The organism is Rahnella sp. ATs2 (genome assembly GCF_051851855.1).
Taxonomy (GTDB): domain Bacteria; phylum Pseudomonadota; class Gammaproteobacteria; order Enterobacterales; family Enterobacteriaceae; genus Rahnella; species Rahnella variigena.
In genome coordinates this window covers 1-19,071 of sequence record NZ_JBLYPL010000019.1, presented here as the reverse complement: position 1 = coordinate 19,071, position 19,071 = coordinate 1, and the positions used below count along the sequence as shown (strand labels likewise).

The window sequence follows — 19,071 nt, the reverse complement described above, 5'->3', positions numbered from 1 at the left end:
GCGTATTTTCGGATAACTTGCTGTGACCTTACAATAAAAATACAAACATATCCTGTTTGAAATACATCAACAGGATGAAGATTGTTAACTATTCAATTCTTATTACGATACTAACAAATCTTAACGCAAGCCTGACGATAATCCGTCTGCCGTTTATTTATAATAAAATTGTTTATTCCAATAAAGGACATTCTTATGCGTCGTATTCTCGCTTTCTTTGGTGTTGCTCTGGTTGTCGTAAGCCTCAGTGGCTGTATCTTCCCGGGGCCTTATGGTCACGGTGGCGGCCATGGCGGTGGTCATCCGCATTATTACTGGCGCTAACATTAATTAAGAATTTTCGTCATTGCATTTGTTTATTTACTGACTGCGAATCTGAATATAAACATTTGCCAATGCGTTTAACATCAAGGGGCTTCGGCCCCTTTTTTGTTTTATACAACCATTGTATTTATTGCGGCTCATATAAAAAGTTGAATAAAACAGCACTGATAAAAAATTCAGCTCTTAATTAACAACCTGTAAGGTGGAGATAATATTTCGACTCGATCTGGCGTTAGATTTAATCTATCAGACGATTCCTGAAACAACTACCCCATTAACGAAATCTTTTCACTTCCTGCGCAATTTAACGCAAATTATTTCCTATCAGAGAACCGTAAATTCAGCCCAAAAAAAAGGCCGCTTTCGCGGCCTTTTTGATGTTTTCACTTATTCTTTCGGAGTGGCATTCTCTACACGACTTTTCAATTTCTGTCCCGGACGGAAAGTCACCACACGACGCGCCGTGATCGGAATATCTTCGCCGGTTTTCGGGTTACGTCCCGGACGTTGGTTTTTGTCACGCAGATCAAAGTTGCCAAAGCCAGACAGTTTTACTTGCTCGCCATTTTCCAAAGCACGACGTACTTCTTCGAAAAATATCTCAACAAGGTCTTTGGCATCCCGTTTGCTCAGCCCGAGCTTCTCAAACAGGTGTTCTGACATTTCAGCTTTAGTAAGCGCCATAGGTTCAATCCCTCAAGGATGCTTGGAATCGCTGTTTTAGAGCCTCTACACATTTTGCAACGGTAGCGGCGATCTCCTCTTCTTCCAGTGTACGGCCGGTATCCTGCAACACCAGACTGATAGCCAGGCTCTTGTAACCTTCAGCTACGCCCTTGCCACGGTACACATCAAACAAGTTTACGCCAACTACCTGATTTGCGCCAACTTTCTTGCACTCTGCCAAAATATCGTCTGCGGGCACATTTTCGGCCACTACCACAGCGATGTCACGACGGTTCGCCGGGAAGCGAGAAATCTCTTTCGCATCAGGCAGTACGCGGTCTGCGACCTTGTTCCATAACAATTCGAAGACCACGGTACGACCATTAAGATCGAGTTTACGTTCCAGCTCAGGGTGTACTACACCAATGAAACCAATACGTTCGCCGCGTAAATAAATCGCCGCGCTTTGCCCAGGATGCAGCGCAGGATTTGCTTCAACCTTGAACTGTACGTCGTTCATTTTGCCGGTAAGCTCAAGAATAGCCTCAAGATCACCTTTCAAATCGTAGTAGTCAACTGCCTGACGCGCCAGATCCCAATGCTCTTCATTTTTAGTACCCGAGATCACACCAGACAGCATGACGTCCTGACGGATACCCAAATCGGCTTGTGTATCAGGGACAAAGCGCAGGCCGCTTTCAAATAAACGCACGCGACTTTGCTGACGATTTTGGTTATTTACTACCGCAGTCAGCAGGCCAGACCACAGGGAAAGACGCATTGCCGACATTTCCACCGAAATCGGGCTTGGCAAAATCAGCGCTTCTTCACCAGGGTGCAGGAGAGCCTGAACTTTTGGATCCACAAAACTGTAGGTGATCGCTTCCTGGAATCCACGGTCAACCAGCAGATTTTTCACACGTTTAAGCGACAAATTCGCTTCACGGTGTTTAGTCATCACCAGACTGGCTTTCACTGGCACATCAGGAATGTTGTTGTAGCCGTAAACACGGGCCACTTCTTCCACCAGGTCTTCTTCGATTTGCATATCGAAACGCCAGCTTGGCGCGACAGCCACCCAGTGGTCGGCTTTATGCTCAACCTGACAGCCCAGACGGGTCAGAATATCGGTTACCTGTGCGTCTTCTACATGGTGGCCAATCAGGCGGTCCAGTTTTTCACGACGCAATGTGATGGTAGCCGCTTTTGGCAGATGCTCTTCTGAAGTCGCGTTGATGACCGGACCGGCTTCACCACCACAAATGCTCAGCAGCAACGCAGTTGCGCGCTCAATGGCTTTGAATTGCAGCTCTGGATCCACACCACGTTCATAGCGATGTGAAGCGTCTGTGTGCAGACCCTGACGGCGTGCACGGCCAGTAATTGAGAGCGGAGCAAAGAACGCAGATTCCAGCAGGACATCCTGCGTTTCATCATTCACACCTGAATGTTCGCCACCAAAGATACCGGCCATCGCCAGCGCTTTCTCGTGGTCAGCGATGACCAGCGTGTCTTCCGCCAGTTTCGCTTTGGTGCCATCAAGCAACGTTAATGCTTCGTCTTTCTGCGCCATGCGCACGACAATGCCACCGCTGATGCGATTCAGATCGAACGCATGCATTGGCTGACCGAGTTCCAGCAGCACGAAGTTGGTGATATCCACAACAGCGTCGATAGAACGGATACCGCAGCGGCGCAGTTTTTCACGCATCCACAACGGCGTAGCGGCCTTAACATTGATGCCTTTTACCACACGGCCCAGATAACGCGGACACGCCTGAGGCGCCTGCACATCAATGGAGATTGTGGCGTCAACGGTAGCTTTCACCGGATTGATTTCCGGCTCGACCAGCGGCAGCTGATTAATCACCGCAACATCACGTGCCACGCCCAGGATACCCAGACAGTCAGCACGGTTTGGCGTCACGCTGATTTCGATAATGGTGTCATCGAGCTTCAGGAATTCACGGATATCAGTCCCGACTGGCGCATCAAGCGGCAGCTCAATGATACCGTCGTGATCTTCCGAAATACCCAGCTCAGAGAAAGAACACAACATGCCTTCTGAAGGCTCGCCACGCAGCTTGGCGGCTTTGATTTTGAAATCACCCGGCAATACCGCGCCGACAGTCGCGACGGCAACTTTAAGGCCCTGACGGCAGTTTGGTGCGCCGCAAACGATATCGAGCAGGCGATCGCCACCGACATTCACTTTAGTCACACGCAGTTTGTCTGCGTTAGGGTGCTGACCACATTCGACAACTTCACCGACAACCACGCCATTAAATGCGCCGGAAACCGGATCAACGCCATCGACTTCAAGGCCAGCCATGGTGATTTGGTCTGATAATGCTTCGCTGCTGATGGCTGGGTTTACCCACTCACGCAACCAGAGTTCACTGAATTTCATGTGATATTCCCGCCTTACTTAAACTGTTTGAGGAAACGCAGATCATTTTCGAAGAATGCACGCAGGTCAGTCACGCCATAGCGCAACATAGTCAGACGTTCCATTCCCATTCCGAAGGCAAAACCGGAATACACTTCTGGGTCAATGCCGACGTTGCGCAGGACATTCGGATGCACCATGCCGCAACCCAGTACTTCCAGCCACTTGCCATTTTTACCCATTACATCCACTTCCGCAGAAGGTTCTGTGAACGGGAAATAGGAAGGACGGAAACGGATCTGCAAATCAGCTTCAAAGAAGTTGTTCAGGAAATCGTGCAGCGTGCCTTTCAGGTTGGAGAAGCTGATGTCTTTATCAACAATCAGGCCTTCCATCTGATGGAACATCGGGGTGTGAGTCTGGTCGTAATCGTTACGATAAACGCGGCCCGGCGCGATGATACGAATCGGCGGCTGCTGATCTTTCATCGTACGGATCTGAACACCGGAAGTCTGTGTGCGCAGCAAACGCTTGGCATCAAACCAGAATGTATCGTGATCAGCACGTGCCGGATGGTGTCCCGGAATATTCAGTGCATCGAAGTTATGATAGTCATCTTCGATTTCAGGGCCGGTTTCCACGGTAAAGCCTAATTCACCGAAGAAGGTTTCAATGCGGTCGATAGTACGGGTCACCGGGTGCAGACCACCGTTTTCGATGCGGCGACCAGGCAGGGAAACGTCAATCGTTTCTTCAGCCAGACGTGCATTCAATTCAGCAGACTCCAGCGTATTTTTACGCGCGTTCAGGGCTTCCTGAACCTGCGCTTTCGCTTCATTGATGACCGCACCCGCTGCCGGGCGTTCTTCCGCAGGTAATTCACGGAGTGTTGTCATCTGGAGTGTCAGGTGGCCTTTCTTACCCAGATATTCGACACGCACGTTATCCAGCGCGGCGATGTCCTGAGCACTCTCTACGGCTGCCTTGGCATTGGCAACCAGCTCTGCGAGATGTGGCATTGCTTTCCTCTTCTTCTGGCCAATATGGCCCGATGTAAAATAACCGTGATTAATCAGGGGCGCGATTTTGACCCTGAACCTTAGTGTATAAAGCACAGATACAAAAAAGCCTCCACGAGGGAGGCTTAGGCGCTACTTTTCGTTTCTTCTCTTACGCGCGAAAGCCTTCCTGAGTCAGGCGCTAAAGTAAAAAAAGAAACGGAAAATAGCAGGATTCATGCTTGCGTTACCTTATCGGTTGTAAATTTTGTGCTGACGTTCTGATGACACTACAGAGGGTATTAAACAACGAAACAGAATGTTTTTAAACACAAAATATAAAAGAGGGAGCAAGCTCCCTCTTTTACCTGACTTACGCCAGTGCTGCTTTCGCTTTCTCAACCAGAGCGGCAAATACCACTTTGTCGAAGACTGCGATGTCAGCCAAGATCTTACGGTCAATTTCAATAGAAGCTTTTTTCAAGCCGTTAATGAATTTGCTGTAAGACATGTCGTTCTGACGAGCTGCTGCGTTGATACGCGCGATCCACAGCTGACGGAACTGACGTTTCTTTTGACGACGGTCACGGTAGGCGTATTGACCAGCTTTGATAACAGCCTGGAATGCAACACGATATACGCGAGAACGGGCACCGTAGTAACCTTTCGCCTGTTTTAAGATTTTCTTGTGACGTGCACGTGCAATCACACCACGTTTTACGCGAGCCATATGCTCTCCTGAGTTTTATATTCTAAATGAAAAAGTGTATTTATGCGTACGGCAGACATGCAGAGACCAGACCCAAATCGTTCTTGGATACCAGGCCTTTTGGACGCAAGTGACGTTTACGCTTAGTAGCTTTTTTGGTCAGAATATGACGCAGGTTTGCGTGCTTACGCTTAAAACCACCGTTGGCGGTTTTTTTGAAGCGTTTAGCGGCGCCGCGTACTGTTTTGATCTTTGGCATTTTAAATTCCACTTCGCATTGTTATTAACATGAATCAGAAAGGCGAATCCAGCATGCGCGGTGCGAACACCGCGCAGCAGGATTACTTGGAAGCATTACTGTTTCTTCTTAGGTGCGAGCACCATGATCATCTGACGACCTTCGATCTTCGTAGGGAAGGATTCGACAACGGCCAGTTCAGAATCTTCACACAGGTCTTTACGGACGCGGTTAAGCACTTCCATACCGATCTGTTGGTGCGCCATTTCACGCCCACGGAAACGCAGGGTGATTTTGGCTTTATCGCCATCTTCCAGAAAGCGAATCAGGTTGCGTAGTTTGACCTGATAGTCGCCATCATCGGTACCAGGTCGGAATTTGATTTCCTTAACCTGAATAACTTTTTGTTTCTTTTTCTGCTCTTTAGTCGACTTGCTCTTCTCGTAGAGGAATTTGCCGTAATCCATGATTCGACAAACTGGCGGCTCGGCATTCGGACTGATTTCTACTAAATCGACGCCCGCTTCCTCAGCTTTTTCAAGAGCTTCATTCAGACTGACAATACCAATCTGCTCGCCATCGACGCCTGTGAGGCGAACTTCTTGCGCGCGAATCTCTTTGTTAATGCGATTAGGACGCGCCGGTTGAACTCGTTTTCCGCCTTTAATACTTTATTCCTCCAGTTGATGAAGACTTCTGCTGCGGATTTCCGCCAGCAGTTTGTCAACGACTTCGCTAACATCCATGCTTCCTAAGTCTTTGCCGCGGCGGGTACGAACAGCAACTTTGCCTGCTTCGACCTCTTTATCGCCACAAACTAACATGTAAGGAACACGGCGTAGCGTGTGTTCGCGAATTTTAAAGCCAATCTTCTCATTTCTCAAGTCGGCTTTAACGCGAATGCCTGCATCTTGCAGTTTTTTAGTTAATTCTTCGACATAGGTAGCTTGTGAATCAGTGATATTCATGATCACTACCTGGACCGGAGCTATCCATGTTGGGAAGAAGCCAGCGTATTCTTCAGTCAGAATACCGATGAAACGCTCCATTGAACCCAGGATAGCACGGTGAATCATTACCGGGACCTGACGGTCGTTGCTTTCGCCAATATAAGAGGCGTTCAAGCGACCAGGTAATGAAAAGTCGAGCTGCACGGTACCACACTGCCACGCACGATCCAAACAATCGTGCAAGGTAAATTCAATTTTCGGACCGTAGAACGCCCCTTCACCAGGCTGATATTCGAACGGAATGTCGTTTTCAGTCAGCGCGGCTGCCAGATCATCCTCAGCACGAGTCCACATTTCGTCAGTACCAATGCGCTTCTCAGGACGAGTGGACAATTTCACCACAATCTTTTCGAAGCCAAAAGTGCTGTACATGTCGTAAACCATACGGATACAGCTGTTCACTTCATCACGCACCTGCTCTTCAGTACAGAAGATGTGGGCATCGTCCTGAGTGAAGCCACGAACGCGCATCAGACCATGCAATGCACCTGACGGCTCATTACGATGGCAGCTGCCGAACTCCGCCATACGCAGCGGCAGATCGCGGTAGGATTTCAGACCCTGGTTAAAGATCTGAACATGACCCGGGCAGTTCATAGGTTTGATGCAGTATTCACGGTTTTCAGAAGAAGTAGTGAACATTGCTTCTTTGTAGTTTTCCCAGTGACCTGTTTTTTCCCACAGCACGCGGTCCATCATGAACGGACCTTTCACTTCCTGATAGTCGTATGACTTCAGTTTCATGCGCACGAAGGCTTCCAGCTCACGGAAAATAGTCCAGCCATCGTTGTGCCAGAACACCATACCTGGCGCTTCTTCCTGCATGTGATACAGGTCGAGTTGCTTACCAATTTTACGGTGGTCTCGTTTACCGGCTTCTTCCAGACGCTGAATATAGGCATTGAGTTGCTTTTTATCTGCCCATGCGGTGCCGTAGATACGTTGCAGCATCTTGTTGTCGCTGTTACCACGCCAGTAGGCACCGGATGTTTTCTGCAGTTTGAAATGATGGCAGAAACGCATGTTCGGTACGTGCGGACCACGGCACATATCGACGTATTCTTCATGGTGGTACAAGCCCGGACGATCATCATGACTGATGTTTTCATCCAGAATGGCCACTTTGTATTCTTCGCCACGGCTTGCAAAGGTATCGCGCGCTTCCTGCCAGCTGACTTTCTTTTTAATAACGTCGTAATTCTTTTCAGCCAGTTCGTGCATGCGCTTTTCAAGCAGTTCGATGTCTTCCTGAGTCAACGTGCGATCTAAATCGACGTCGTAGTAGAAGCCATTATCGATAACCGGACCGATAGCCATTTTAGTGTCTGGCCACAATTGCTTGATGGCATGACCCAAAAGGTGCGCACAAGAGTGGCGCAAAATTTCAAGACCGGCTTCGTCTTTAGCGGTGATGATCGCCAGTTGTGCATCGGTTTCAATCAAATCAGTTGCATCAACCAGTTCGCCGTTAACGCGACCCGCGATACAGGCTTTCGCCAGACCCGGACCGATATCAAGCGCAACATCAAGAGGAGAAACGGGACGATCAAAAACGCGCTGGCTTCCATCAGGAAGAGTAATGACAGGCATGTTAATTCCTTAATCTACAGTGGTGCCCCACACGACAGAGCACATCTAGAAAAATATTTGAGTGTAATTTCATGTAGTTATCCACGCTATCCAGCTTTACTTTGCCAAATATAGACACCCTGAAATACATCACGTAAATGTATCGGGATGCGACGTGAAAACAGGCAACGAGTTTAACACCCGTAAAGTGCGAATTTCCAGCAACCTGTGTTGCTTAATGTGGATATTTTTCGTGTAATCCCCTCCTGCAAGATAAGCTATTCAGAGAAACATGAGATAAGGGAAGCATATGTCTGAAGTCAGGCTGTTATTTGAAGCAATAGGTTTGGGCCTGGTGGTACTCCTTCCGCTGGCAAATCCCCTGACTACCGTGGCGCTGTTGCTCGGCCTTTCAGGGAAAATGACCACGCAGGAAAGAAACCAGCAATCGCTAATGGCCTCTGTATATGTCTTCATCATCATGATGGTGGCGTATTACGCAGGCCAGCTGGTTATGAACACGTTTGGGATTTCAATTCCCGGTCTAAGAATTGCAGGGGGTCTGATCGTCACTTTTATCGGTTTCAGAATGCTTTTCCCACAACCCCATGTGGAAGAAAGAGTATTAATTGAGAATAAAACCGAGGAAATGAGGAAACAGGAATCGCCAAATATCGCCTTCGTTCCGCTGGCGATGCCAAGCACGGCGGGCCCGGGTACGATTGCGATGATCATCAGCAGCGCGTCTACCGTACGGGATTCTGATTTCCCGCACTGGGTTATTACCGTTGCACCGGTGATTATTTTCTTTTTAGTCGGACTGATTTTATGGTTAACGCTGCGCAGTTCAGGTGCGATTATGCGCCTGGTCGGCAAGAGCGGGATTGAAGCGATTTCACGTCTGATGGGATTCTTACTGGTGTGTATGGGGGTTCAGTTTGTGATTAACGGGATCCTTGAAATCATCAAAACATTACCGCCAGCAGCCTGAACTGCTGGCGGTAACATCAACGCTTATCGCATGGCAAGATAAGCGTTGTTCACCTTCCACAAATAACGCGGCGCCTGAGGTGCCGGATGGTTTTTCTGCACATGCTGGGAAAATTCAGCAGGCGTCATCAGATTAATCTTCGCAATGGCGTAGGTTTTATCTTTCGCAAACGTTCTTAGCAATGCCCCTGCCCCGTTCACATAGGCTAATGTGGTCGCATAACGACGGGTTTCAGGGTTGTTAATGCCCGACAGCTGTTGCTGCAGGATACTCAGATACGCCGTTCCCAGATCAATGTTCACCGCCGGATCTTTCAAATCACGTGGCGTAGGCTGACCGTAACGTCCTTTCATCCGGTAGGCATCGCGTCCTGCCGTTGAGGCCTTTAGCTGCATTAACCCAATCGCATTCGATTTGCTGACAACGGTTGGGTTATATCCAGATTCGACCTGAATGATAGCTTTAACAAGTGTTTCGTCGACGCCGTAAGTATTTGCCGCCTGGTGAATAACATCACCATAAGGCCCCGGGTGCATTAATGAAGCATCGCGCTGAGGTAGCGGTGATGGATTCAAAAAACGCGTAGTTTGAACCGGTGTTTCTTTAGCGCAACCCGCCAGTAATAGCGCGGCCATCAAATAAAGAATGTTTGGTTTCACGTTATCTCTCTCGCGACTGGGACGAGATGTAGCATATACATCTTCTTTCCACACCTGAATATATTTTTAGTCTATTATTATTATTGTTTTGTTAAACAAGGGGGTTAGGAACATGTCGATAAGACAATTCCGCATATAAAACCTCTTTTATGTCACATATTCTGAAAATAACAGATTCATTGATTACGCTCTCAGTCCGTCAACATCGTAAATTGCATAAATTAACGTCATCATCTGATTCAGCCGTGCGCCGGATCGGGTTTTTGAAACAGAGAAAACGCTAACTTAATGAATTATCGGGCCAGTCAGAAGGGGTAATACCATGTGGCAAGCCGTCAATCGTTTGTTGAGTGAACACCTTGGCAGTGCTGAAATCCGCGAACGTGTTGAACTTCCGGGGGGTGAAATCCATCCGGCCTGGCGGCTGAGCTATGGCGACAGGGATGTATTCGTGAAATGCAATGCGCGCGAGATGTTGCCTATTTTTGCCGCAGAAGCCGATCAACTCGCCCTGCTTGCGCGTAGTCAGACCGTCCGGGTGCCGGAAGTTTACGGAGTGGGCAGTGACCGTGATTACAGCTTTCTTCTGCTTGAATACATTCCGCAAAAACCGCTGGATGCGCATAATGCGTATGTTTTAGGGCAACAACTTGCCGCTTTGCACCAATGGAGTGAACAGCTGCAATTTGGTCTTGATTTCGATAATGAACTCGCGACACTCCCGCAACCTAATAGCTGGCAACGGCGTTGGGCCACGTTTTTTGCTGAGCAGCGGATTGGCTGGCAGTTACAACTGGCGGCAGAGAAATGCATGACATTCGGTAATATTGAAGATATCACCGCATTAGTACATGCGCGTTTACAGAATCATCAGCCGCAGCCGTCTCTATTACATGGCGATTTATGGCCGCATAACTGCGGGTTATCTGATAATGGTCCCGTTATTTTCGACCCAGCTTGTTACTGGGGCGACAGAGAATGTGATCTGGCCATGTTGCCGTTGTATCCCAATGTTCCACCTCAGTTATATGATGGCTATCAGAGTAAAACGCCTTTACCGGACGGCTTCATTTCAAGGCAGCCTCTCTACCAGTTATATTATTTACTTAACCGCAGTAATTTATTCGGCGGTCAACATCTGGTGGTGGCTCAACGTGCGGTAGAGAGATTGCTACACGATGACATCAATTAACGCAGTGCTCTTTTAGCGTAAAAAAATAAGGCCGGAATACGTGAATATTCAGGCCTTATTTAAATATCTTACATCGTCATAAACCTATCACTCAACAACGGAATGTTATGAATATGTTGTATGAGCTATCCGGCAATTAACCCTAATAATTTCAAAATGAAATATCCGATAACTGCAATAATGATCGGCAAAATATACAACGGAAAATACTGCACCAAAATGGTGTGCCGGGGTATCACAATGCGTTCTTCAATCTGAGGACGAGTCCGCCCTTCTGCGCCCTTCGCCTGCTCAAGGATAAGCTGATCCTGGATCCCCTCACGAACATGTTTCACCTGACGGGACATTCTTGCGCCGGATGCCTGAAGTGCCAGCCCCACAAAGATAAGCCAGTAGATGATGAAGAACATGATATTCGCACTTGTCACGCCCTGTCCAAGTGACGGCACCGGCGAGTTGTACCAAAAAACGTTCAAAAATGAAGTGTTAAACTTAATCATATCAACCATCACGTGGACAAAGTCCAGCATAACGGCGTTGATGCCCTGCTCAGTTTTAGTATGCTCATTGATAAAGGTTAGCAATGAGATCAGCGTCGAAAGCAGCGCAGGGATAAAAATAATCCATCCTGCAATCCGTTTAATCACTGCCACACGTCCGGCCTGTTGGTACGTCATGAATTCCCCTTGTTAGGATACCTTAAGCAATAGCTAAGTTTACCCACAGAAAGGTTTTTCCGCCCAATGTTTTAATCAGTTAGCACCTCTTCAGTGCCAGCAACAATGCCATTTGTCCGTATAACGGATTTCGTCCGCGCGAAAGCCAATGCTAAAGTGAGGATCTATTCACTGTTAGGGAGTCCGCTTTCATGGCTTATGTCCGCCCTGTTAATGCAGCAATTTTCGATATGGATGGTCTGTTAATTGATTCTGAACGGTTGTGGGTTCAGGCAGAACTGGACGTTTTCAGCAGCCTTGGCGTCGATATTTCTCAGCGACATTTGCTGCCCGACACGCTTGGGTTGCGTATCGATCAGGTTGTCAGAATGTGGTATCAGGTTTTGCCGTGGCAGGGACCGGGTCAGGAGGAAGTCGCTTCGATGGTCATTGCCCATACCATTGAACTGGTAGAACAAACCCGGCCATTGTTACCTGGCGTTAATCACGCGCTGGAATTGTGCCGTGATCAGGGGCTGAAAATTGGCCTGGCCTCAGCGTCACCTTTATTCATGCTTGATACCGTGCTGGAAATGTTCAATCTGCAATCCTATTTCCAGGTTCGCGTATCTGCCGAGAAACTGCCTTACAGCAAACCCCATCCCGAAGTTTACCTGCTGGCTGCCGGTGAGTTAGCGATCGACCCGCTGAACTGCGTCACGCTGGAAGACTCCTTTAATGGCATGATCGCTACCAAAGCCGCGCGTATGCGTTCGATTGTTGTGCCAGACCATGAATACAGCGCGGATCCTCGCTGGGCGCTGGCGGATGTCAAACTCTCTTCGCTTGAAGAATTACGTGTGGCACACATCAGTTAAAATTTATGCGCAGTCGCTCATGCTGCTGCGCATCCTTCCTGTTTAGCTTTCTTCTTTACTTACGCCCTCTGCCACAATTGTCAAATCTGCGTTTAATTTCGCAAACCTTGAACTGACTCATAAAATAAATAAAACGATATTTCATTTTTATTGAATTCGCATACCAATGAACCTATTCTTTCTGCAACAAGGACGAGCCGGGAGCTCTCCTGCTTCTGTACGCTGTCACTGCCACGCAACGGTCAGACTCGCCCGGTAAGTCCTCCTTAACCGATATCCAACGAGAGGCACCGACATGCAAGTTCGTCAAAGCATTCACAGCGACCATGCAAAAACGCTTGATACCGCTGAATTACGCCGCGAATTTCTCATCGAGAAAATCTTTGAAAAAAATGCCTACACCATGACCTACAGCCATATTGACCGCATCATTGTCGGCGGCGTCATGCCTGCTGAAAAAACGGTATCCGTGGGCGATGAAGTCGGCAAACAACTTGGCGTGAGCTATTTCCTCGAACGTCGCGAACTGGGCGTGATCAACATTGGCGGGCCTGGCCTTATTGTGGTTGATGGCACGACCTATGAAATTGGTCATGAAGAAGCGCTGTATGTCGGCAAGGGAGCAAAACTTGTTGAATTCAGTAGCGTTAATGCGACTACACCTGCCAAGTTTTACTATAACAGCGCCCCTGCACATACCACTTTTCCAAACAAAAAGATCACGCTGGCGGAGGCCTCACCACAAACTATCGGCGACGCAGCGACCAGCAACCGCCGCACTATCAATAAATTTATCGTGCCGGACGTACTGGAAACCTGCCAGCTGACCATGGGACTGACCAAGCTTGAAGAAGGTAGCCTGTGGAATACCATGCCTTGCCACACCCACGAGCGCCGCATGGAAGTCTATTTCTACTTCAACATGGAAGCGGAAACGGCGGTATTCCACATGATGGGGCAGCCGCAGGAAACCCGTCATTTATTAGTGCATAACGAGCAGGCGGTAATTTCCCCAAGCTGGTCGATTCATGCGGGCGTAGGGACCAAAAATTACACCTTCATCTGGGGTATGGTGGGAGAAAATCAGGTATTCGACGATATGGATCACGTCAAAGTCAGCGAACTGCGCTAACTTTCGGGCTCTGTCACCGCAGGCGGAGCCACTCAATTTTTATGGCGAACATGCCGTTGCAAAAGAGACTCTGAATATGATCCTCGATTCATTTGAATTAAACGGCAAAGTCGCCATCGTGACCGGTTGTAACACCGGACTTGGCCAGGGCATGGCGTTGGGTCTCGCTCAGGCGGGTTGCGATATTGTGGGTATCAACCAGTCCGCGCCAGATGAGACAGAACAAAAGATTATCGCCACCGGCCGCCGCTTTCTCGATTTACGCGCCGACCTTAGCAGTATTATAGAAATCCCGAAGCTTATCGAAAAAGCCGTCTCTGAATTCGGCCATATCGACATCCTGGTGAATAACGCTGGGATTATCCGCCGCGAAGATGCTATTGAGTTCAGCGAAAAAAACTGGGACGACGTAATGAATGTGAACAGTAAGACGCTGTTCTTTATGTCTCAGGCAGTAGCGAAGCAGTTCATTAAACAAGGCAATGGCGGCAAAATCATTAATATTGCCTCTATGTTGTCGTATCAGGGCGGGATCCGCGTTCCTTCCTATACCGCATCTAAAAGCGCAGTCATGGGGATTACCCGGCTGATGGCTAACGAATGGGCAAAGCATAAGGTTAATGTCAATGCGATCGCGCCGGGTTACATGTCCACCAACAACACCGAGCAACTTCGCGCAGATGGCGATCGCAGCAAAGAAATTCTCGACAGGATCCCGGCCGGACGCTGGGGTTTACCGGAAGATGTCATGGGGCCGGTAGTGTTTCTTGCCTCAAAAGCCTCCGATTACGTCAACGGTTACACGATTGCGGTAGATGGCGGCTGGCTGGCGAGATAACTGCTCAGAACGTGACAATCAAATGGCGTATTTTTATACGCCTTTTTCTTTTTAATCAGTCCGTTGACAATTAGTTACAGGGTGTCTCTTCCAAGATTGTGACAGTTTCACTTATACTGGATAAAATAACAGTTATCCAGTTCGGACGCGTCATGACGGCGGAAGGCCATCTCATTTTCTCAATCGCCTGTGCGGTATTTGCCAAAAAGGCGCAGCTCTCTCCAGAGCTGGCGCACGGCGACTGGTGGCATATTATTCCAGGGTCCCTGCTTACCTGTTTATTGCCCGACATCGACCATCCGAAATCCGTGCTGGGTCAGCGTCTGAAGTGGCTTTCCCATCCAATCGCCCGGGCGTTCGGTCACCGCGGTTTTACCCACAGTCTACTGGCTGTGGCGGGCGGTATCTTCCTTTTGCGCACGCATTTTCCGTACGACTGGGTCATTCCGGTAGACGCTTTCCACGCCATGATCATTGGTTATCTGAGCCACATTCTTGCGGATATGCTGACGCCAGCTGGCGTTCCCCTGCTCTGGCCCTGTCGCTGGCGCTTTCGTCTGCCGATCATCAACAGTCAAAAAGGCAATCAACTGGAACGGACGTTGTGTCTGATGCTGGTCGGGTTAACGCTGTTCTGGCCCGACTGGACGCCCATCATTGGTGCAATCAATCCTGATATTTTTAATCACATCCTGAAATTGTTCATCTGACCGGCATGAAATACGCGCAATTTGGCGATATTTGATACGAATTAACCCAAAAAGTTATAAAGCATTCTTTTTGGATATAAATGTTCAGGTGTCCAAACTGATATTCTTCTCACCATTGCTTTGGGATGGTGCAAACCCTGTCGGGGACACCCGTTTTAAATATCATAACTATAAGTCTGGAGTTCGGTATGAATCTTCCGCTCGTTCTTAACGTAGTGGTTTTCGTTGTTCTCCTGTTGCTGCTGGCGCAAACCCGCCACAAGCAATGGAGTCTGGCAAAAAAAGTATTACTCGGTCTGGCCATGGGTGTTGTATTTGGTCTGGCTTTACAGCTGATCTACGGTTCCGACGATCCGGTACTGAAAACCTCTATTACCTGGTTCAACATTGTTGGTAACGGCTACGTCCAGTTGCTGCAAATGATTGTCATGCCGCTGGTCTTCGTTTCGATTCTGAGTGCGGTAGCAAAACTGCATAACGCGTCTTCGCTGGGCAAAATCAGTTTCCTGACCATCGGTACCCTGCTTTTCACCACGCTGATTGCCTCGCTGGTGGGTATCTTTGTTACCGGCCTGTTTGGTCTGACCGCTGAGGGTCTGGTACAAGGTACGCAGGAAACCGCGCGTCTGACTGCGATTCAGTCAAACTATGTAGGCAAAGTGGCTGACCTGAGCGTGCCTCAGTTAATCCTTTCCTTTATTCCTAAGAACCCGTTTGCTGACCTGACTGGCGCAAGTCCGACGTCAATCATCAGCGTCGTTATCTTTGCTGCTTTCGTGGGTGTTGCCGCCTTGCAGCTGGTAAAAGATGACGCAGAAAAAGGCCCTCGTGTTCTGGTCTTCATCGATACCCTGCAGGCATGGGTGATGAAACTGGTACGTCTGGTCATGAAACTGACTCCGTACGGTGTTCTGGCGCTGATGACCAAAGTGGTTGCCGGTTCCAACATTCAGGACATCATTAAACTCGGCAGCTTCGTGGTCGCGTCTTATCTGGGTCTGGGGATTATGTTTGTGGTTCATGCCGTACTGCTTTCTTTCACTGGCGTGAATCCTGCGAAATTCTTCCGTAAAGTCTGGCCGGTGCTGACCTTCGCGTTCACCAGTCGTTCCAGTGCGGCAACCATTCCGCTGAGTGTTGAAGCGCAAACGCGTCGTCTGGGTATTCCGGAATCTATCGCAAGCTTTGCCGCTTCCTTTGGTGCCACTATCGGCCAGAACGGATGCGCAGGTCTGTACCCGACAATGCTGGCCGTGATGGTTGCACCAACCGTCGGTATTAACCCGTTTGATCCAGTATGGATTGCGACGCTGGTTGGTATCGTGACACTGAGCTCTGCCGGTGTGGCGGGTGTCGGTGGCGGCGCGACCTTTGCTGCGCTGATCGTATTACCTGCTATGGGTCTGCCGGTCACGCTGGTGGCACTGCTTATCTCTGTCGAGCCATTGATTGATATGGGGCGTACTGCGCTTAACGTCAGCGGATCAATGACTGCCGGTACGATTACCAGCCAGTTACTGAAACAGACCGACAAAGAAGTGATGAATTCAGAAGAAACAGCAGAACTGGCACACCGCTAAGTTCAGATTGCTGAAAACAAAAAACCGAAGCCATTGGCTTCGGTTTTTTTATGCCTACATTTCCGCATTTACTCAGAACGGATAGTCGTGGAATCCAATCTGCTCAGAGATATTACGCGCGGCAGTATGCAGCATTTCGACGTAGTGGCTTTTGCTTTCTTCAGAGAAACGGATAGTCGGGAAGGAAATGCTTAACCCGGCAATCACAACGCCAAAGCGGTCAAAAACAGGAACAGCGATACAACGCAGACCTTGTTCCTGTTCTTCATTATCTTCGCCATAACCTTGCTCACGCACCTGCACCAATGCAGCCTGCAAATCGGCTGCATTCATGATGGTATTTTCGGTACTGCGGGTGAATTCAATTTCCTGCAACAACGTACTGACTTCCGCTTTGTCGCCCCATGCCAGCAGCACTTTACCAATCGCCGTGGTATGCAGGGGATTGCGGCGACCAATGCGTGAATGCATACGCAGGTTGTACATGGAATCAATTTTATGGATGTAGACGATGCCGTCTTCATCCAGTGCGCCAAGGTGAATAGTTTCACGGGTCAGGCGGGACAATTCGCGCATCTGAATATCAGCGCTGCGGATAAGATCGACGTTTTGCAGTGCCTTAGCACCCAGTTCAAACAATTTCAGAGTCAGTGAATATTTCTCTGACTCACCTTCCTGTGCAACATAGCCGAGTGACTTCATGGTCTGAAGGAAACGGTATACCGTGCTTTTAGACATCATAACGCGTTGAGAAAGTTCAGTAATACCAATCTCACGTTCTTCGCCCAGCGCCTGTAAAATACCAAAAACTTTCAGGACAGATGAGACGGAATCGGGTTGCTTATCAAGATCTGCGATAGCCATAGGGTGAGTTACCTGCTCGCGTTGGTTTTGTTTCAAAAAAAATAGAACGTGGTTTTTATTATAGTGGTAAGCCTTGTACAGAAGCAATCAACCCATTGATTGAGAATGTAAGAACTGTTAAGCCAGTTTCATTCCCGGCGAAGAGATAAATAATTCATTTCATCATGTGACAATAGTCACTTTAAGTTGATTAGCGTAGTAATATTCCCCTTACTGATGACTACGCACTGACAGAACTCATGACTCCAACACCCACTGATGGCTTACCTCTTCCACAACGATACGGCGCGATCCTGGCGATTGCGCTGGGGATCACCGTTTCTGTGCTGGACGGGGCGATCGCAAACGTCGCGCTCCCGACAATTGCCAATGATTTCCATGCCAGTCCGGCGACGTCAATCTGGGTGGTGAATGCCTACCAGCTGGCGATTACCATTTCGCTGCTTTCTCTGGCATCGCTTGGCGATATTTTCGGCTATCGCCGCATTTATCAGACCGGGCTGTTGGTGTTTAGTATCACCTCACTTTTTTGCGCCCTCTCAGATTCTCTGCTGACACTGACGGTCGCCCGCGTTTTACAAGGTTTTGGCGCCGCCGCGATCATGAGTGTGAACACCGCGCTTATCCGGATTATTTATCCTCAGCGATTCTTAGGGCGCGGCGTGGGCATCAATGCGCTGATTGTGGCCGTTTCTGCTGCTGCCGGACCGACCATCGCTGCGGGCATCCTTTCTGTCGCGTCCTGGCAATGGCTGTTTGCCATCAACGTGCCGATCGGTATTGTTGCTCTGATACTGGGTCTGAAGTTTCTGCCGGCGAACTCCACACGCAGTCAGGGGCAGCGTTTTGATATTACCAGCAGCGTGATGAACGCTCTGACCTTTGGTTTACTGATCAGCGCCATCAGCGGGTTTGCGCAAGGAATGAATCATATGCTGATCCTCGGCGAAGTCATTGCCCTTCTGGTCATTGGCTGGTTCTTTGTTCGCCGTCAGCTGACGAGACCCTTCCCGCTGCTGCCGGTTGATTTGCTGCGTATTCCGATTTTCAGTATGTCGCTCGGGACATCCCTGTGCTCTTTCAGCGCACAGATGCTGGCATTTGTTTCCCTGCCCTTCTTCCTGCAAAACACACTGGGTCTGAATTCAGTTGAAACCGGCCTTCTGCTGACGCCGTGGCCGCTGGCGACGATGGTGATGGCGCCGATTGCAGGCCGTCTGGTGGAGCGTTTCCATCCGGGAATGCTGGGCGGAATTGGTCTGGTGGTCTTTTCATTCGGGCTATTTTCACTTTCATTACTGCCACCCGAGCCTTCGCATCTGAACATTATCTGGCGCATGTTACTCTGCGGAGCCGGTTTCGGGTTATTTCAGTCACCCAATAACCACACAATTATCAGCTCAGCACCGCGCAATCGCAGCGGCGGAGCCAGTGGCCTGTTGGGTACAGCGCGCCTTCTGGGACAAACTACCGGCGCGGCAATGGTCGCACTGATGTTTAACCTGTTCCCTCTGCACGGTACGCACGCTTCTTTGATCCTCGCCGGAACTCTCGCAGGCACCGGCGCTCTGGTCAGTCTGCTGCGAATGACGCAAAAAACCAGCAGTCAGCGTGAAGCAGAAAACGCCAAGCTGTAAAATTCAGGCATGAAAAAGCCCGGCTATAATG

20 protein-coding genes and 1 other annotated feature are annotated in these 19,071 nt (G+C 49.1%); of the genes, 9 read left to right on the top strand and 11 right to left on the bottom strand.

Features of this window, described 5'->3' with window-relative positions; translation table 11 throughout:
* The first annotated feature begins 195 nt into the window (after window positions 1-195).
* On the top strand, window positions 196-324 hold the full coding sequence (locus tag ACJY2G_RS19215; protein ID WP_274388744.1) for a hypothetical protein: 129 nt from the start codon (window positions 196-198) through the stop codon (window positions 322-324).
* 387 nt (window positions 325-711) lie between these two features.
* Here ACJY2G_RS19215 and ihfA read toward each other — a convergent pair whose 3' ends face one another.
* The 8 genes from ihfA to thrS form a co-directional block, all read right to left on the bottom strand.
* The gene (ihfA, locus tag ACJY2G_RS19210; RefSeq protein WP_004089944.1) at window positions 712-1,008 is read right to left on the bottom strand and encodes an integration host factor subunit alpha; all 297 of its coding nucleotides are present in this window, start codon (window positions 1,006-1,008) and stop codon (window positions 712-714) included.
* Between the two features lie 4 nt (window positions 1,009-1,012).
* Window positions 1,013-3,400, bottom strand: a complete 2,388-nt coding sequence (pheT, locus tag ACJY2G_RS19205; protein ID WP_120161766.1) for a phenylalanine--tRNA ligase subunit beta — start codon at window positions 3,398-3,400, stop codon at window positions 1,013-1,015.
* 14 nt (window positions 3,401-3,414) lie between these two features.
* Window positions 3,415-4,398: a phenylalanine--tRNA ligase subunit alpha gene (gene pheS / locus ACJY2G_RS19200; protein ID WP_112287976.1), complete on the bottom strand. Its 984-nt coding sequence runs from the start codon at window positions 4,396-4,398 to the stop codon at window positions 3,415-3,417.
* 99 nt (window positions 4,399-4,497) lie between these two features.
* Window positions 4,498-4,622: a sequence feature (Phe leader region), on the bottom strand.
* Entirely contained in the window at window positions 4,573-4,617 is a 45-nt protein-coding gene (gene pheM, locus ACJY2G_RS19195) for a pheST operon leader peptide PheM (protein ID WP_134389264.1), read from the bottom strand. It overlaps the preceding feature by 45 nt.
* 128 nt (window positions 4,623-4,750) lie before the next feature.
* Window positions 4,751-5,107, bottom strand: a complete 357-nt coding sequence (gene rplT / locus ACJY2G_RS19190; protein WP_056773451.1) for a 50S ribosomal protein L20 — start codon at window positions 5,105-5,107, stop codon at window positions 4,751-4,753.
* Between the two features lie 40 nt (window positions 5,108-5,147).
* Window positions 5,148-5,345, bottom strand: a complete 198-nt coding sequence (gene rpmI, locus ACJY2G_RS19185) for a 50S ribosomal protein L35 (protein ID WP_013576135.1) — start codon at window positions 5,343-5,345, stop codon at window positions 5,148-5,150.
* Window positions 5,346-5,440: 95 nt separating this feature from the next.
* Entirely contained in the window at window positions 5,441-5,992 is a 552-nt protein-coding gene (gene infC / locus ACJY2G_RS19180) for a translation initiation factor IF-3 (RefSeq protein ID WP_013576136.1), read from the bottom strand.
* Between the two features lie 3 nt (window positions 5,993-5,995).
* The gene (gene thrS / locus ACJY2G_RS19175; protein WP_120161765.1) at window positions 5,996-7,924 is read right to left on the bottom strand and encodes a threonine--tRNA ligase; all 1,929 of its coding nucleotides are present in this window, start codon (window positions 7,922-7,924) and stop codon (window positions 5,996-5,998) included.
* Window positions 7,925-8,213: 289 nt separating this feature from the next.
* Here thrS and ACJY2G_RS19170 point away from each other — a divergent pair, with 289 nt between their 5' ends.
* A complete protein-coding gene (locus tag ACJY2G_RS19170) occupies window positions 8,214-8,894 on the top strand; it encodes a MarC family NAAT transporter (RefSeq protein WP_120161764.1) in 681 nt (226 codons plus the stop codon).
* A 23-nt stretch (window positions 8,895-8,917) separates the two neighbouring features.
* On the opposite strand, the gene ACJY2G_RS19165 is transcribed toward ACJY2G_RS19170, so the two are convergent.
* Window positions 8,918-9,553, bottom strand: coding sequence for a transglycosylase SLT domain-containing protein (locus ACJY2G_RS19165; RefSeq protein WP_112287978.1), 636 nt, complete (start codon window positions 9,551-9,553; stop codon window positions 8,918-8,920).
* Window positions 9,554-9,875: 322 nt separating this feature from the next.
* Between ACJY2G_RS19165 and ACJY2G_RS19160 the strand changes: the two genes are divergently transcribed.
* Window positions 9,876-10,745 carry a fructosamine kinase family protein gene (locus ACJY2G_RS19160; protein ID WP_439291998.1) on the top strand — a complete coding sequence of 290 codons (870 nt, stop codon included), beginning with the start codon at window positions 9,876-9,878 and terminating at the stop codon, window positions 10,743-10,745.
* Window positions 10,746-10,870: 125 nt separating this feature from the next.
* On the opposite strand, the gene ACJY2G_RS19155 is transcribed toward ACJY2G_RS19160, so the two are convergent.
* Window positions 10,871-11,422 carry a YniB family protein gene (locus ACJY2G_RS19155; protein WP_112287980.1) on the bottom strand — a complete coding sequence of 184 codons (552 nt, stop codon included), beginning with the start codon at window positions 11,420-11,422 and terminating at the stop codon, window positions 10,871-10,873.
* 191 nt (window positions 11,423-11,613) lie between these two features.
* On the opposite strand from ACJY2G_RS19155, the gene hxpB reads away from it, so the two are divergent.
* The 5 genes from hxpB (at window position 11,614) to ACJY2G_RS19130 (ending at window position 16,539) form a co-directional block, all read left to right on the top strand.
* The gene (gene hxpB, locus ACJY2G_RS19150; RefSeq protein ID WP_430319829.1) at window positions 11,614-12,279 is read left to right on the top strand and encodes a hexitol phosphatase HxpB; all 666 of its coding nucleotides are present in this window, start codon (window positions 11,614-11,616) and stop codon (window positions 12,277-12,279) included.
* 295 nt (window positions 12,280-12,574) lie between these two features.
* The gene (gene kduI, locus ACJY2G_RS19145) at window positions 12,575-13,411 is read left to right on the top strand and encodes a 5-dehydro-4-deoxy-D-glucuronate isomerase (protein ID WP_112287982.1); all 837 of its coding nucleotides are present in this window, start codon (window positions 12,575-12,577) and stop codon (window positions 13,409-13,411) included.
* 76 nt (window positions 13,412-13,487) lie between these two features.
* Window positions 13,488-14,249, top strand: coding sequence for a 2-dehydro-3-deoxy-D-gluconate 5-dehydrogenase KduD (kduD, locus tag ACJY2G_RS19140; protein WP_426785294.1), 762 nt, complete (start codon window positions 13,488-13,490; stop codon window positions 14,247-14,249).
* Between the two features lie 152 nt (window positions 14,250-14,401).
* Window positions 14,402-14,959: a metal-dependent hydrolase gene (locus tag ACJY2G_RS19135; protein WP_426785293.1), complete on the top strand. Its 558-nt coding sequence runs from the start codon at window positions 14,402-14,404 to the stop codon at window positions 14,957-14,959.
* A 188-nt stretch (window positions 14,960-15,147) separates the two neighbouring features.
* On the top strand, window positions 15,148-16,539 hold the full coding sequence (locus ACJY2G_RS19130) for an L-cystine transporter (protein ID WP_112287985.1): 1,392 nt from the start codon (window positions 15,148-15,150) through the stop codon (window positions 16,537-16,539).
* A gap of 72 nt (window positions 16,540-16,611) precedes the next feature.
* Here the strand turns inward: ACJY2G_RS19130 and kdgR are convergent, their stop codons facing one another.
* A complete protein-coding gene (kdgR, locus tag ACJY2G_RS19125; protein ID WP_112287986.1) occupies window positions 16,612-17,403 on the bottom strand; it encodes a DNA-binding transcriptional regulator KdgR in 792 nt (263 codons plus the stop codon).
* A gap of 239 nt (window positions 17,404-17,642) precedes the next feature.
* Here kdgR and ACJY2G_RS19120 point away from each other — a divergent pair, with 239 nt between their 5' ends.
* Window positions 17,643-19,040, top strand: a complete 1,398-nt coding sequence (locus tag ACJY2G_RS19120; RefSeq protein ID WP_430319830.1) for an MFS transporter — start codon at window positions 17,643-17,645, stop codon at window positions 19,038-19,040.
* Window positions 19,041-19,071: the final 31 nt, after the last annotated feature.

What these genes read in the sequence shown, in the direction of transcription:
- ACJY2G_RS19120 (WP_430319830.1), top strand. Translation starts at nt 17,643, where the DNA reads ATGACTCCAACACCCACTGATGGCTTACCTCTTCCACAACGATACGGC.
- ACJY2G_RS19135 (WP_426785293.1), top strand. Translation starts at nt 14,402, where the DNA reads ATGACGGCGGAAGGCCATCTCATTTTCTCAATCGCCTGTGCGGTATTT.
- pheS (WP_112287976.1), bottom strand. Translation starts at nt 4,398, where the DNA reads ATGCCACATCTCGCAGAGCTGGTTGCCAATGCCAAGGCAGCCGTAGAG.
- kduD (WP_426785294.1), top strand. Translation starts at nt 13,488, where the DNA reads ATGATCCTCGATTCATTTGAATTAAACGGCAAAGTCGCCATCGTGACC.
- rplT (WP_056773451.1), bottom strand. Translation starts at nt 5,107, where the DNA reads ATGGCTCGCGTAAAACGTGGTGTGATTGCACGTGCACGTCACAAGAAA.
- thrS (WP_120161765.1), bottom strand. Translation starts at nt 7,924, where the DNA reads ATGCCTGTCATTACTCTTCCTGATGGAAGCCAGCGCGTTTTTGATCGT.
- ihfA (WP_004089944.1), bottom strand. Translation starts at nt 1,008, where the DNA reads ATGGCGCTTACTAAAGCTGAAATGTCAGAACACCTGTTTGAGAAGCTC.
- hxpB (WP_430319829.1), top strand. Translation starts at nt 11,614, where the DNA reads ATGGCTTATGTCCGCCCTGTTAATGCAGCAATTTTCGATATGGATGGT.
- ACJY2G_RS19155 (WP_112287980.1), bottom strand. Translation starts at nt 11,422, where the DNA reads ATGACGTACCAACAGGCCGGACGTGTGGCAGTGATTAAACGGATTGCA.
- kdgR (WP_112287986.1), bottom strand. Translation starts at nt 17,403, where the DNA reads ATGGCTATCGCAGATCTTGATAAGCAACCCGATTCCGTCTCATCTGTC.
- ACJY2G_RS19160 (WP_439291998.1), top strand. Translation starts at nt 9,876, where the DNA reads ATGTGGCAAGCCGTCAATCGTTTGTTGAGTGAACACCTTGGCAGTGCT.
- kduI (WP_112287982.1), top strand. Translation starts at nt 12,575, where the DNA reads ATGCAAGTTCGTCAAAGCATTCACAGCGACCATGCAAAAACGCTTGAT.
- ACJY2G_RS19215 (WP_274388744.1), top strand. Translation starts at nt 196, where the DNA reads ATGCGTCGTATTCTCGCTTTCTTTGGTGTTGCTCTGGTTGTCGTAAGC.
- rpmI (WP_013576135.1), bottom strand. Translation starts at nt 5,345, where the DNA reads ATGCCAAAGATCAAAACAGTACGCGGCGCCGCTAAACGCTTCAAAAAA.
- ACJY2G_RS19130 (WP_112287985.1), top strand. Translation starts at nt 15,148, where the DNA reads ATGAATCTTCCGCTCGTTCTTAACGTAGTGGTTTTCGTTGTTCTCCTG.
- ACJY2G_RS19170 (WP_120161764.1), top strand. Translation starts at nt 8,214, where the DNA reads ATGTCTGAAGTCAGGCTGTTATTTGAAGCAATAGGTTTGGGCCTGGTG.
- pheT (WP_120161766.1), bottom strand. Translation starts at nt 3,400, where the DNA reads ATGAAATTCAGTGAACTCTGGTTGCGTGAGTGGGTAAACCCAGCCATC.